We start from the raw sequence: 12742 nt of genomic DNA, 5'->3' as shown, positions 1-12742 counted from the left end.
GCGCGGGGTGGGACGGGCGCCCCGCCGGTTCGACCGGCGGAGCGCCCCTGACGGCCTTGCGGCCTTACTTCGAGGCTTGGCGCTCGTACTCGCCGACATTCGGGTCGTCGTAGGGACCCTTGCCGTCGAGGGAGAACACGACCACGCCGCCGCCCATCTGGGTGTAGTTGGCGAGCTTCTTGAACGCGCCCACCGCGCCGAGGCCGGCGGTCGGGTCGGCGAGATCGAAGACGAGGCCCACGCCCGGCCAGCCGCCGACGCCGTAATAGATGGCGACGTATTGCGTGCCCTTGTGGGTGTAGGTGATCGGGTAGCCGATCGCGCCCGACGGCAGCTTGTGCTTCCAGAGCAGGTCGCCGTTGTCCGAGTCGCGGGCCTTGATGAAGCCGTCGAGCGTTCCGTAGAGGACGATGTTGCCGGCGGTCGCCGTCGTCCCGCCCCACACGGCGAAGCGCTCCATCTTCTCCCAGTTGAACTTGCCCGTGATCGCGTTGTAGCTCTTGATCTGGCCAAGTCCCTCGTAGTTCTGCCGGTCACCCTTCGGGCCCGGGTACATGTTCAGCGTGGCGCCCACGAAGAACTGACCCGCCCGGTAGGGCAGCATGAAGGGCTCCCAATCCATGCAGATATGATTGATGCCCATGTAGAAGGCCTGACGCTTCGGGTCGTACGAATCGTGGCCCTGGTTGTGGTAGCCCATCGCCGAGGGGCAGATGTCCTTGGCGAGATGGTCCATGCGGGTGCCGTATTCGGGGTCGCGCACCGGCTGGCCGCTCTTGAGGTCGACCGACTTGAAGACGTTGACGGTGTCGTCGATCTTGTTGGCCGAGACGAGCGAGCCGTCCGTCCGGTCGAGGGTGTAGACGATACCGTTGCGGTCGGGGTGGGTGAGGAGCTTCCTCAGCTTCCCGTCCTTGTCCTTCTGCTCGGACAGCATCATCACGTTGACGCCGGCATAGTCCCACTCGTCGTGGGGGGTCTTCTGGTAGCCGAACTTGGCCTCGCCCGTGTCGACGTCGCGGCCGAAGATCGTCATCGTCCACTTGTTGTCGCCGGGCCGCATGGTCTCGTTCCACGGCGCCGGGTTGCCGGTGCCGAAGTAGATCAGGTTCGTGCCCGGATCGTAGGCGTACCAGCCCCAGTTCGTGCCGCCGCCGATCTTCCAGGCATCGCCCTCCCAGGTGGAGGTGCCGAGGCCCTTCTGGCCGTAATGGGCGTTCCTGATGTTGAAGTCGGAGGCCAGCAGCAGGTCGGCATCCGGGCCCGTGGCGTAGGCGCGCCACTTCTGCTCGCCGGTCTTCACGTCGTAGGCGGTCAGGTAGCCGCGCACGCCGAGCTCGGCGCCCGAGGAGCCGATGATCACCTTGTCCTTCACGACGTAGGGGGCGATCGTGAGCGTCGAGCCGACCTTGATGTCGGAATTCTCGACCTTCCAGACCGTCTCGCCGGTCTCGGCGTTGAGGGCCGCGACGTTGCCGTCGAGCTGCGTCTTGAGGATGAGCGCCGGGCTCTTGCCGTCACCCGGCCAGTAGGCGAGGCCGCGGTTGACGAGATCGCAGCAGGCGACCGCGCGGGCGGCCGGGTTCTGCTTCGGCTTGTCCTGCCAGAGGATCTTGACCGGATCGTCGAGGTCGAGGGCGAAGGTGTTGTTCGGGAAGGAGGTGTGGACGTACATCTTGCCGCCGACGATCAGCGGCGCACCCTCGTGCCCGTTGAGCAGCCCCGTCGAGAAGCTCCAGGCCGGCTTGAGGTTCTTGACATTCTCCTTGTTGACCTGCGTCAGCTCGCTGTAATTGTTCGAGTCGTAGTTCTTCCCGGGCATCACCCAGTTGTCTTCGCTCTTCGCCATGTCGACGAGCTTGTCGTTGGCGGCGGCGCCGCCCGCCAAACCGATCGGTGCCAGCGCCATCACGGCGAGCACCGAGACCGAACCCAGAAGCCTGCTCATCCTCGCGTCTCCTAGCCTTGCCATTCCGTCTCTCGGCCCTGCGGCCTCGCGGAACCTCGTTCGGGGCGTGAAGCAGGTCTCGGTCTCGATCCGACCCGAAAGCATTCATAAGAAAATATGAAAGATCATCTCTTATAAATGACTTATTACTGCTTCAGCCACCTTCGTTTCTAGGCAGGGAATGCGGTCCTTGTCTTTAGACGGTCGGTCATTTCTGGCTGGGACCATTCGGCAATCGCCCGGAGATATTTGAGCAGCGGCGAAGTCGATACTTGACCGGCCGTCCGCCCGCGCCACAACTCGTCGCAGGATGCCGCCCCGCCCGAAGACGGAGGCGGCGCCTCCAGGGGGATCGGCCGATGCGGACGGGTCGCGGGCGACGGGGCATGGGCGGGAGCGGGCGAAAGGGGGCCGGGCTTCTCCTCGGCCTCCTCGCCCTCGCGCCCGCAGCCGCGGCGGAACGGACCCGGCAGGCGGCCCTCTACCCGCAGGACGCGCGCCGGGAGATGGGCGGGGCCGATCACGCGCGCTTTCCCGGCGCCGGCATCCTGTATTGCCGCCGGCCGGACGGCGTGCCCCAGAAGGCCGCGGCGGCCTGGCTCGTCGGGGCGCCCGACCTCGTGGTGCTCAACGCGCACAATTTCCGCGACCGGCGCCTCGACGTGACGCGGCAGGTCGCCGATTGCCACTTCCAGATCGCCGGGCGCAACTACGCCTTCGTGGCGGGCTCGCTCAAGCTCGGCACCGCGCCCGGCGCGACGCGCCTCCACATCACCGACGATTGGGCGCTCCTGCGCCTCGCGGAGCCCGTCCTGGGGGCGCCGGCCCAGCCGGTGCCGCAGGTGCCGGACCTGCCCGTCGGCCCGGCGAGCCTGCCCGTGACCATGGTCTCACCCGCCGGGCACGAGAACTTCCGGGGCGGCAGCAGCCTTGAGGACTGCGTGATCCGGCAGGTCGACCCGCCGGAGGAGGACGCGATCCGCCGGGTCCGGCACGATTGCAACAACGGCTACGGCGGCTCGGGCTCGGGCCTGTTCGACGCCTCCGGGCGCCTCATCGCGCTCCAGAGCGCCTCGCTGTCGATGAACTCGCGCCGCGCCTTCGACGCCGAGTTCCACTACGGCTCGGCGCTCCTGTTCGAGGGCGACCTGCTCGCCGCGATCCGGGCCGCGACCGAGCCGGAGAGCGGCGCGCGCCGCACGGGGCCGTGAGGCCGCCCGCTCACTCCGCCGCTTCCGGATAGGCCGCTCGCGCCCGCTCCGGCGGCGGGCGGGCGGACCGGGGCGCCCGGCGGGCCGAGGCGTCGGTGCGGGCGGCCTTGCGGGCGGCCAGCAGCAGGAGGGCGGCGAGGCCGAGCATCGCCCCGTCGAAGACGAGGAAGAGCGCCTCGGGCGAGGCGCCGCCCGTGATCGCCTCCCGCAGGAGGCGGACGCCGTCCGCGGCGGCGACGGCCGCGTAGAGCCCGGCGGCGGCCGCCAGCATCTCGGGCCAGGCGCGCCGCTGCGGCCGGAGCGGAGCGAGCGCCGCGACGAGAAGCCAGGCCCCGAAGAACGCGCCGACTTCCCAGCCGGCCCTGTCGGGCAGGCCAAGGGGCAGGAGGCGGTTCGCCAGGAAATAGGCGGCGATCGCGGCCGGCAGCCCCGCCACCGTGGCGATGTTGAGCGTCTGGACGAGCCGCAGCCCGAAGCTGCCCGGCGCCTCGCCCCTCGGCAGCCGCGCGACCGACCAGAGCACGAGGCCGGTCGCCACCATGGCGGAGCCCGCGAGCCCGCAGAGGAAGAACAGCAGCCGCAGGGCGGCTCCCGCGAAATGCGCCTCGTGCAGGCCGACCATCGTGATGAAGGTCTTCGAGGCCGGCTGCAGCCCCCCGGCCCGCACCTCCAGCACGCGCCCCGTCGCCCCGTCGAAGGCGACCTGCGGATGCTCGTGCGAGAGGCCGTGCGGCTCCTCGAAGACGGCCACCACCGTGGCGTTTGCGTCCCGCGGGTTGACGATCGAGAGGCGCTCCAGGGGCTCGGGGATCGTCGCCATCGCCTCCCGCACCATCGGGCCGAGGGGGGCGAGGGTCCCGGGCCGGCCTGCGGGCGGGCGCGGCGCGGTGATCTGGCCCGACTCGGCGAAGAAGGCCTGCGCGTCGCCCCGGTAGGCCGTGTTCACGCCCCAGGGCACGTACATCAGCATCAGGGTGGCGAGGCCCGTATAGGTGATCATCAGGTGGAAGGGCAGCGCGAGCACCCCGGTGACGTTGTGCGCGTCGAGCCACCCGCGCTGGGCCGACTTGTCCCGGCGGAAGGTGAAGGCATCCGCGAAGATGCGCCGGTGCGTGACGATGCCGGAGACGAGCGCCACCAGCATGATCAGGGCGCAGATCCCGACGATCCAGCGCCCCCAGAGCGGTGGCATGTTGAGCTCGAAATGGAACCGGTAGAGGAAGTCGCCGCCCCGCGTGTCGCGCACGGCGGCCGGCGCGCCGGTCTCGGGATCGAGGAGCACGTGCCCAGGCGGCCGGCCGGGGCCGGTGCGCCAGAACAGATCGAGCAGCGGCTTCTCGGCACTCGGCAGGCCGATGAACCACGTCCGCGCCCCGCCCGCATGGGCCTGGAGATGGAGGACGGCGCGCTCGGCCGCCGCCGCCATCGCCTCCGGCCCCGGCGCCGCCTCGCGGCGGAGTTCCGGCCGCATCCAGTGGGAGATCTCGGCCCGGTAGTAGCTTGCGGTGCCCGTGACGAAGACGGCGAACAGCACCCAGCCGACCACGAGGCCCGACCACGCGTGCAGCCACGCCATCGACTGGCGAAACCCCTTGCGCATGCCCGGGCGCCTACCAGCGGTAGCGCAGCGTGGCGTAGACCGTCCGCGGCAGGCCGTAATAGCAGCCCGAATAGGCGAAGCAGCCGGTCACGTAGCGCTCGTCGAGCAGGTTCTGGGCATTGATCTGCATGGTGAATCCCTGCAGCGTCGCGTTGAGGTGCTTCAGGTCGTAGGAGACGACCGCGTCGACGAGGACGCTCTCGGGCACCTGGAAGGTGTTGGCCGGGTCGCCCCAGGAGGGGCCGAGATAGCGCACGCCGCCGCCGATGCCGAGCCCGAGGAGCGGCCCCTCGGTGAAGCGGTAGTCGACGAAGAGCGACGCCGTCTGGTCGGGCACCTGAACGGGCCGGCGCCCGACGAGGGGCACCTGCTGGCGCGTCAGGTCGTTCAGCGTGAAGCCGATGTCCTGCGTGTTGCGGATGTCGAGCAGCGAGAAGCCCCCGATCAGGGTCAGGCCCTCGGCGAGGTTCGCCCGCGCCTCGAACTCGACGCCCTGCACGCCGACCTCGCCGGTCTGCAGCACGAAGCCCGGGTTCGCGGGGTCGGTGTTCGTCGCGTTCGAGCGGCGGATGTCGAAGAAGGCGGTGGTGAGCAGGATGTCGGTGCCCGGCGGCTGGTACTTGATGCCCGCCTCGTACTGGTTGCTGGAGATCGGGTCCGGGATGCGCCCGGTCGCGCCGAAGGCGGGATCGAAGATGCGTCCGGCCGTGATCGGCTCGAACGCCTCGCTGTAGGAGACGTAAGGCGCGACGCCGCTGTCGAACAGGTAGAGCAGGCTCGCCCGGCCGGTGAAGGCGTCCGCGGGCACGTCCTGGTTCGCCGTCACGCCGGTGGCGAGCGTCCGCGTCGGGCCGCTCTGCCGGGCGATGTCGTAGCGGCCGCCGAGGGTGAGGACGAGCCGGTCGAACTTCACCTGATCCTGAACATAGACGCCGGTCTGCTCGGCGGAGATCCGGGATTGCGTGGTGAAGGCCGGGAACGGGATGGCCATGTCGTAGTTCGGCGCCAGCGCGTCGAGGGCGGGCGCCGCCGGGAAGGGGCCGGCGAGCGTCCGCGTCTTGATCGTGCGGTGGTCGACGCCGAGGAGCGCGGTGTGCGCGAAGGGGCCGGTGTCGAAATTCGCGACGACATTGTTGTCGATCGTGAAGGCGTCGATCTCGACCTTGGTGCCGCCCCGCGAGCGGCTGATCACCGGGCCGGTCGTGAACGGGCCGTTGAGGTCGCTGAAGGCGGTGAAGACGCTGCGGTAATCGCCCTCGGAATAGAGGTAGCGGCCCGCCGAGTGGAAGCGCAGGTTTTCGCTGATGCGGTGGTCGAGCAGGTAGCCGATCGAGCCCTGCGTCCGGTCCGAGCGCTCGAAGTTGCGGTCGCCGTCGTAGAAATCGACCGGCAGGCGGCCGGTGACGCCGCTGCCGAAATTGCGCGGGAACACGGTGCCGACCGCGGGGAAGCCCCCGTAGAAGCCCGAGAACGGGTCGCGCTGGTAATTGCCGATGACGGTGAGCGAGGTGTCGGTCGAGGGCCGCCACGTCAGGCTCGGGTTGATGAAGGCGCGCTCGACGCGGGTCGTCTGCGCCGGGCCGTCGCCGTTCCAGCCGAGGCCGATCAGCCGGTAGGCGAACTGGTCGGCGAGCGGGCCGGCCTCTGCGGGGATCGGCCCGCCGACGTCGAAGCCGCCGCGCACCTCGTTGAAGCCTCCGCCCTGGATGAAGGTCTCGCCGTGGCGGACGAAGTGCGGGACCTTGGAGACGAGGTTGACGATGCCGCCCGGACCGGACTGGCCGTAGAGGACCGAGGCCGGCCCCTTGATGATGTCGACGCGCTCCAGGCGGAACGGGTCGACGGTGGGAAAGGCGTCGCGGTTTCCGGGCAGGAGGAGGCCGTCGAGGAAGAGCGGGGCCTGGAAGCCGCGGATGTAGAACTGCTCCAGCCGGGTCGAGCCGGCGCCGCCGCGCTGCTCCGTGGTGACGCTCGGCGTGTAGCGCAACGCCTGGTTGACGCTGAGGGCGTTCTGATCCTCGATCTGCTTGCGCCCGATGACCGAGACCGATTGCGCCGTCTCCAGGATCGGGGTGTCGGTCTTGGTGCCAACCGTGCTGCGGCTCGCCACGTAGCCGGGGACCGGGCCGGTCGGGCCGCCGGGTCCGTAGAGGCCGGCGCCGAGGCTGCGGCCCGCGCCCTCGCCGGTGACGTTCAGCTCGGACAATTCGATGTCGGTCGTCGGCGCGGCCTGAGCCGAGGCCGCACTCGACGCGAGCAGCCCGCAGGTCGTCGAAAGCAACATTGTGCAGATCGGGCCGGACAACGCCCTGCCGAATGGCGAAGAGACCCTGTTATTCCGGCACCGACGCATTGCCCAAGACCCTCAACGCCACGAAATATCGCACGATCGTGCCGCTTCTTGTCATGTTTTTCGGCGGCATGACTTCGTTGATAGCGTCGTTCCGGCCAGTGCCAACAACTATGTTATGGAATTGTTATAAGTTACTCTGGAGTTGTTCCACGATGAACTAAAACCATCCTTCGTCCGTGCAGGGGCACGACCCCTGCCGGCAGGCTCTCGCCCCTCGCAGACAGGCGAGAGCGGCCGCCCCTGTTCCGCTGGAGACGGGCGGGCGAGGGCGTCGCGCAGGCGCCGCCTCATGCCGCCCCCGCGGGCCTGCCCCGCTCCGGAAGCCGGGCTGCCGGCGGCCGGTGCCGCCGCGCCGATTTCGACGCGGGGTGTTGCGCCGAGGCCCCGCGGCTTCAGCAACCCGCGGTTGCGGTCTCAGGTAGCGCCCGCGCCTCGGGCCGCGCCTCAGCCGGCGGGGCGGCGCGCGGGTCCGGCCGCGTCCCGCGCGTCCTGAAGGCGTTCGAGGAGCCGGGCGGCGCGCTCGGCACGCTCCGCCGGCTCGGCGGCGCCGCCGCCCGCGACGAGGCGGTCCTCGCGCCGGTCGAGGTCCCCGCAGGCGGAGGCCAGGGCCTGCGCCAGGCCGGGCCGGAAATCCGCCGCGAGTCCCTGCGGGCCGCCCGTCAGGCGCAGGATCCCGAGATCCGCGCAGGAGACCCGGAGCTTCGCGAGCGCGATCAGCGCCTCGACGGGCTCCGGCAGCGGCCCGAACCGGTCCTCGATCTCGTCGCGCAGGGAATCGGCCTCCTCGCGGGTGCGCAGGCGGGCGAGCCGGGTGTGCAGGCTCAGGCGCAGTTCCGGCTCCGGCACATAGCCCTCCGGCACATGCCCGGCGAGGCCGAGGCGGATCTCGGGCCGCTCCCCGAGGGGCGGCTCCCCGCGCGCAGCGCGCAGGGCCTCGTCGAGGAGATGCTGGTAAAGGCCGAGGCCGATCAGCCGGACATGCCCGGCCTGGTCCTCGCCCACGAGGTCGCCCGCCCCGCGCCAGTCGAGGTCGCGGGCGCTCACCGCGAAGCCGGCGCCGAGGCGGTCGAGGGCCTCCAGCGTGCGCAGGCGCTTCTCGCTCGCCGCCGTGAGCGGCCGCTCGGGGTCGCTCAGCAGGTAGGTCACGGCCCGGCGCTGGCCGCGGCCGACGCGCCCGCGCAGCTGGTGGAGCTGGCTGAGGCCGAACCGGTCGGGCCGGAAGACCAGCATCGTGTTCGCCCTCGGCACGTCGAGGCCGCTCTCGATGATGTTGGTGGCGAGCAGGACGTCGCCCTCGCCATCCGCGAAGCGGACCATCACCGCGTCCATCTCGGCCGGGTCGAGCTCGCCATGCGCCACGAGGATCTCGAGCTCGGGCGCGATGTCGCGCAGGCGCGCCTCCATCGGCCCGATATCGGCGATGCGCGGGCAGACGACGAAGCTCTGGCCGCCGCGGCGGCGCTCGCGCATCAGGGCCGCCCGCACCGTGTCGGGGGCGAAGGGCGCGATCAGGGTGCGGATCGGCTGGCGCACGGCGGGGGGCGTCGCGATGACGCTGAGATCCTGCATCCCGACGAGGGCCGCCTGCAGCGTCCGCGGGATCGGCGTGGCGGTGAGCGTCAGGACGTGCGCCGCGGGGGCGAGGTCGCGCAGGCGCCGCTTCTGCGCGGCGCCGAAGCGCTGCTCCTCGTCGATGACGACGAGGCCGAGATCGGCGAAGCGGACGCCGCGGGCGGCGAGCGCGTGCGTGCCGATCACGAGGCGGACGGAGCCGTCGGCGAGGCCCGCCCGCACGCGCCGCGCCTCGGACGCGGGCACGAGGCGCGAGAGCTGCGCCACCTCGATTCCGAAGCGGGCGAAGCGGCGCGCGAAGGTCTGGACGTGCTGGCGCACCAGAACGGTTGTGGGCGCCGCGAGCGCGACCTGACGGCCGGAGAACAGGGCGGCGGCGGCCGCCCGCAGGGCCACCTCGGTCTTGCCGAAGCCGACATCGCCGCAGACGAGCCGGTCCATCGGCCGCCCCGAGGCGAGGTCGGCGAGGAGGGCGTCGATGGCGCCCGCCTGATCGGCGGTGGGCGCGAAGCCGAATCCCGCCGCGAAGCGCTCCATCTGCCGCTGAGGCGGGACCAGCACCTCCGCCTCGGCCTTGGCCCGGGCCTCGGCGAGCGACAGCATCGTCCGAGCGGTCTGCGCGATCGCCTCCTCGACGCCCCGGCGCCGCCGCTCCCAGGTGCCGCCCTCCAGCCGGTCCAGGCTGACGGCCTCCGCCTCGGACCCGTAGCGCCAGATCCGGCCGGCCTGATGGGCCGGCACCATCAGCACCGCCTCGTCGGCAAAGCGCAGGCGCACCGCGTCCTCCGCCTCGCCCTCGGGGCCGGCGAGGGGCTCCACGCCCTCGAAGAGGCACAGGCCGTGATCCTCGTGGATGGCGACGTCGCCGACGCGCAGCTCGATCTCGCCGAGCGGCAGGCTCGCCGCGGCCGCGGCAGGGGTCGGGCCGGCCGCCTGCCCGAGAAGGTCGGCGGCCGCGAAGACCGTGACGCCCGCCTCCGCCACGCGAAAGCCCGCATCGATCGCCGCGTCGAGGGCGAGCACCCGGCCGGGCTCGGCCCGGAGCACGTCGGACCACGAGGACGCCCGCGCCAGCTTGTGCCCGAGCACGGCGACCGCCTCGCGCGCGAGGCGCCGCAGGCCCCGTCCCGTGCCCGTGAGCAGGATGCGGTCCCCGGCCTTCCGGCGCTCGCCGAGCGCCCGGGCGAAGGCGGCGCCCGGCCGCCGCTCGCGCACGAAGACCGGCCCGGCGGCGTCGCCGTCCTCCGCGGCCTGCGCGATTTGGCGGCGCGCGAGCCAGTCCGACCATTCCTGCGGCGTCAGGTAGAGCCGGTCGGCCCCGCGCGGGCCGGCGCGGAAAGCCTCACCGGCGAGCCGGCCCGCGCTCTCCAGCCCGTCGCGGATCTGCTCGAAGAAGGCCTCGGCGCGCGCCTCCGCCCCGGCCTCCAGAACGAGACGCGCCTCGGGCACCGAATCCAGCACGCCCGCGAGGGCGGGGTAGAAGCGGGCGAGCTCGTGCTCCTGGCCGGTGAAGGGGCGGAGCGTCTCCTCCGCGCCGGGCTCCAGGATGATCTCGGTGGCGGGATCGACCACCAGCACCTCGGCCTGCGCGACGGAGCGCTGCGAGACGGGATCGTAGGAGCGGATGGCGGCGACGCGACCCTCCTCGATCTCGACGCGGCAGGGCATCGGCGCGGCGGCCGGATAGAGGTCGAGGACGCGCCCGCGCAGGGCCACCTCGCCCGGCTCGTCGACGCGGTCGTCGAGGATGTAGCCGAGCCGCCGAAGGGCCTCGATCGTCGGCTCGGGCGCGACCTCGTCCCCGACCCGGATCTCCAGGCGCGCCCCGGCCCAGGTCTGCGGCGGCGGCACGCGCTGGATCAGCGCCGGCGCCGTCGTCAGGACGATGTCGGGGAGATGGGCCGCGTCCGTGAGCCAGCGCAGCACGCCGGCGCGGGCGCCCATCGCGCCGCGCGACGGCGAGGCGCGGTCGAAGGGCAGGCAATCCCATTCGGGGTAGAGGGCGACGCCGCATCCCGGCGCGAGGGCGCGGAGCGCGGCGGCGAGCGCCTCGAGGCGCCGTGCGTCGCGGGCGACGTGGACGAGGGGGCGCGCCCCCTCGGCGAGGCCGAGCAGGGCGACCGCCAGGGCGCCGATGGGCCGCAGCGGAACCTCCGCCTCCTCGTCCGGGGAGGCGGAGCGCCGGGCGCGCGAAGCTGCCTGTGCCAAAGCCGCGTCAGGCCGCCTTCGGGTTGATGGCCTCCTCGGCGAGGTCCGAGAGCACCCCGTCGGTGTTCTCCTCCTCCAGCAGGGTCTCCTTGAGGAGCGGCTCGGCCTCGGCGAGCCCGAGCTGCCTCGCCCACGCGATCAGGGTGCCGTAGCGGGTGATCTCGTAATGCTCCACCGCCTGCGCGGCGGCGATGAGCCCGGCATCGCCGGCGTCGCTGCCGCCGAATTCCTCGATGATCTCCTGGCCCTCGGCGATGATGCCCTGGATGGCCTTGCAGGTGACGCCCTCGGGCTTCTCGCCGAGGCTCCTGAACACCGCGTCGAGGCGCTTCACCTGCTGCTCGGTCTCCTTCAGGTGGACGCCGAAAGCGACCTTGAGGTCGTCGGCCCGGGCCGCCTCCATCATCGTCGGGAGCGCCTTGAGGATCGCGTTCTCGGCGAAGTACGTGTCCTTGAGCTGGTGCAGGAAGAGAGCGTTCAGATCCGTGCCGGCCATCGTGGGCGTTTCCTCAACCAGAACTTGTACCGCTCTGCAAACCGGACTCCGCCCCGTTCGTTCCGGGCGCTTCGAGGCCCCCGGCGCGCCCCGTCACGGGCCGCCCGCCCGCGCCGCCGCGGGGACCGCAGCAAGGCGCCGCGGGGCCGGAACACCGCACGCATCCCTCGGTTGACGCGGCTCAAGCCGAGAGACCGAACGGGACCCCCGATGACCGATCCCCTGAAGAAATATCCCCGCCCGCCCTTCGAGAGCCAGCCGCAGAGCTTCCCCGGCCAGACCGGCCGGATGGCGCCCGAGCCCGACCACGGCGAGGAGAGCTACCGCGGCTCCGGCAAGCTCGCCGGCAAGGCCGCCCTCGTCACCGGCGGCGACAGCGGCATCGGCCGCGCGGTCGCGATCGCCTATGCCCGCGAGGGCGCGGACGTCGCCATCGCCTACCTTCCCGAGGAGCAGAAGGACGCGGAGGCGGTCGGCGCCTGGATCGAGAAGGCGGGCCGCCGCGCCCTGCTCCTGCCCGGCGACCTGAAGGACCCCGCCCATGCCCGGGAGGTCGTCGCGCGCACCGCCGAGACGTTCGGCCGGCTCGACGTGGTCGTCAACAACAGCGCCTTCCAGCAGCCGAACCAGGGCCTGGAGGCGATCGAGGACGCGATCTTCGAGCAGCATTTCCGCACGAACGTCTTCGCGCCCTTCTACGTGACCAAGGCCGCGCTCGCGCATCTGAAGCCGGGCGGCTCGGTGATCTTCACCTCGTCCGTGAACTCGAAGCACCCGATGCCGACGCTGCTCGCCTACAGCGCCACGAAGGGCGCCCTGAGCAATCTCGTGCTCAGCCTCGCCCAGCTCCTCGCCGAGAAGGGCATCCGCGTGAACGGCGTGCTGCCGGGCCCGATCTGGACGCCGTTCATCCCGGCCGGGATGAGCGAGGATTCGGTGAAATCCTTCGGCAGTCAGGTGCCGTTCGGCCGGCCCGGCCAGCCCGCGGAACTCGCCTCGGCCTACGTGATGCTCGCCGCCGAGGAGAGCAGCTACACCTCCGGCGCCCTCGTCACGGTCGCCGGCGCCATGCCGGTTCTCTGACGCCGGCCCTCTGACGCCGGACCCGCGCGGGCCGCCGCGAACCCGCGCGCCGAGGTGCCGGTGCCGATCGACGCCGCGGCGGCGACGTTCGGATCCACCGTGATCCTCGAATATGTCGAAGATCACTGGGCCGCCGCGCGGGCCGCCGAGCCCGACGCCCTCTGGACGGATTCGGAGCCGGCCGTCCTGCAGGTCTCGGGTACGGGACCCTTCGGCCTGACCTACATCAACCCCGCCGACGACCCGAGCCGGCCGGCTGCGGGCCGCTGAG

The 12742-nt window shown here is 71.8% G+C and carries 8 protein-coding genes; 3 read left to right on the top strand and 5 right to left on the bottom strand.

Annotated elements, in window-relative coordinates; translation table 11 throughout:
- Positions 1 to 64: 64 nt before the first annotated feature.
- Positions 65 to 1948, bottom strand: a complete 1884-nt coding sequence (locus J2X36_RS06580; protein ID WP_310347479.1) for a methanol/ethanol family PQQ-dependent dehydrogenase — start codon at positions 1946 to 1948, stop codon at positions 65 to 67.
- Positions 1949 to 2334: 386 nt separating this feature from the next.
- On the opposite strand from J2X36_RS06580, the gene J2X36_RS06575 reads away from it, so the two are divergent.
- A complete protein-coding gene (locus J2X36_RS06575; protein WP_405029741.1) occupies positions 2335 to 3159 on the top strand; it encodes a trypsin-like peptidase domain-containing protein in 825 nt (274 codons plus the stop codon).
- Positions 3160 to 3169: 10 nt separating this feature from the next.
- Here the strand turns inward: J2X36_RS06575 and J2X36_RS06570 are convergent, their stop codons facing one another.
- The 4 genes from J2X36_RS06570 to J2X36_RS06555 form a co-directional block, all read right to left on the bottom strand.
- Positions 3170 to 4759, bottom strand: coding sequence for a PepSY-associated TM helix domain-containing protein (locus J2X36_RS06570; protein ID WP_310347475.1), 1590 nt, complete (start codon positions 4757 to 4759; stop codon positions 3170 to 3172).
- A gap of 10 nt (positions 4760 to 4769) precedes the next feature.
- A complete protein-coding gene (locus J2X36_RS06565) occupies positions 4770 to 7043 on the bottom strand; it encodes a TonB-dependent siderophore receptor (protein ID WP_310347473.1) in 2274 nt (757 codons plus the stop codon).
- 513 nt (positions 7044 to 7556) lie between these two features.
- Positions 7557 to 10892: a helicase-related protein gene (locus tag J2X36_RS06560; protein ID WP_405029736.1), complete on the bottom strand. Its 3336-nt coding sequence runs from the start codon at positions 10890 to 10892 to the stop codon at positions 7557 to 7559.
- A 7-nt stretch (positions 10893 to 10899) separates the two neighbouring features.
- Entirely contained in the window at positions 10900 to 11388 is a 489-nt protein-coding gene (locus J2X36_RS06555) for a ferritin-like domain-containing protein (protein ID WP_310347472.1), read from the bottom strand.
- A 210-nt stretch (positions 11389 to 11598) separates the two neighbouring features.
- Between J2X36_RS06555 and J2X36_RS06550 the strand changes: the two genes are divergently transcribed.
- Entirely contained in the window at positions 11599 to 12471 is an 873-nt protein-coding gene (locus J2X36_RS06550; protein ID WP_310347470.1) for an SDR family oxidoreductase, read from the top strand.
- A gap of 60 nt (positions 12472 to 12531) precedes the next feature.
- Positions 12532 to 12741: a hypothetical protein gene (locus tag J2X36_RS06545; RefSeq protein WP_310347467.1), complete on the top strand. Its 210-nt coding sequence runs from the start codon at positions 12532 to 12534 to the stop codon at positions 12739 to 12741.
- The last annotated feature ends 1 nt before the right edge of the window (position 12742 follow it).

This window comes from Methylobacterium sp. BE186 (genome assembly GCF_031457035.1).
Lineage (GTDB): Bacteria > Pseudomonadota > Alphaproteobacteria > Rhizobiales > Beijerinckiaceae > Methylobacterium > Methylobacterium segetis.
Note: the sequence above shows the minus strand (reverse complement) of the source record. Positions and strands in the feature narration are given on the sequence as shown.

Coding starts and splice junctions, on each gene's coding strand:
- J2X36_RS06580 (WP_310347479.1), bottom strand. CDS start 1,948: ATGAGCAGGCTTCTGGGTTCGGTCTCGGTGCTCGCCGTGATGGCGCTG.
- J2X36_RS06575 (WP_405029741.1), top strand. CDS start 2,335: ATGGGCGGGAGCGGGCGAAAGGGGGCCGGGCTTCTCCTCGGCCTCCTC.
- J2X36_RS06570 (WP_310347475.1), bottom strand. CDS start 4,759: ATGCGCAAGGGGTTTCGCCAGTCGATGGCGTGGCTGCACGCGTGGTCG.
- J2X36_RS06565 (WP_310347473.1), bottom strand. CDS start 7,043: ATGTTGCTTTCGACGACCTGCGGGCTGCTCGCGTCGAGTGCGGCCTCG.
- J2X36_RS06555 (WP_310347472.1), bottom strand. CDS start 11,388: ATGGCCGGCACGGATCTGAACGCTCTCTTCCTGCACCAGCTCAAGGAC.
- J2X36_RS06550 (WP_310347470.1), top strand. CDS start 11,599: ATGACCGATCCCCTGAAGAAATATCCCCGCCCGCCCTTCGAGAGCCAG.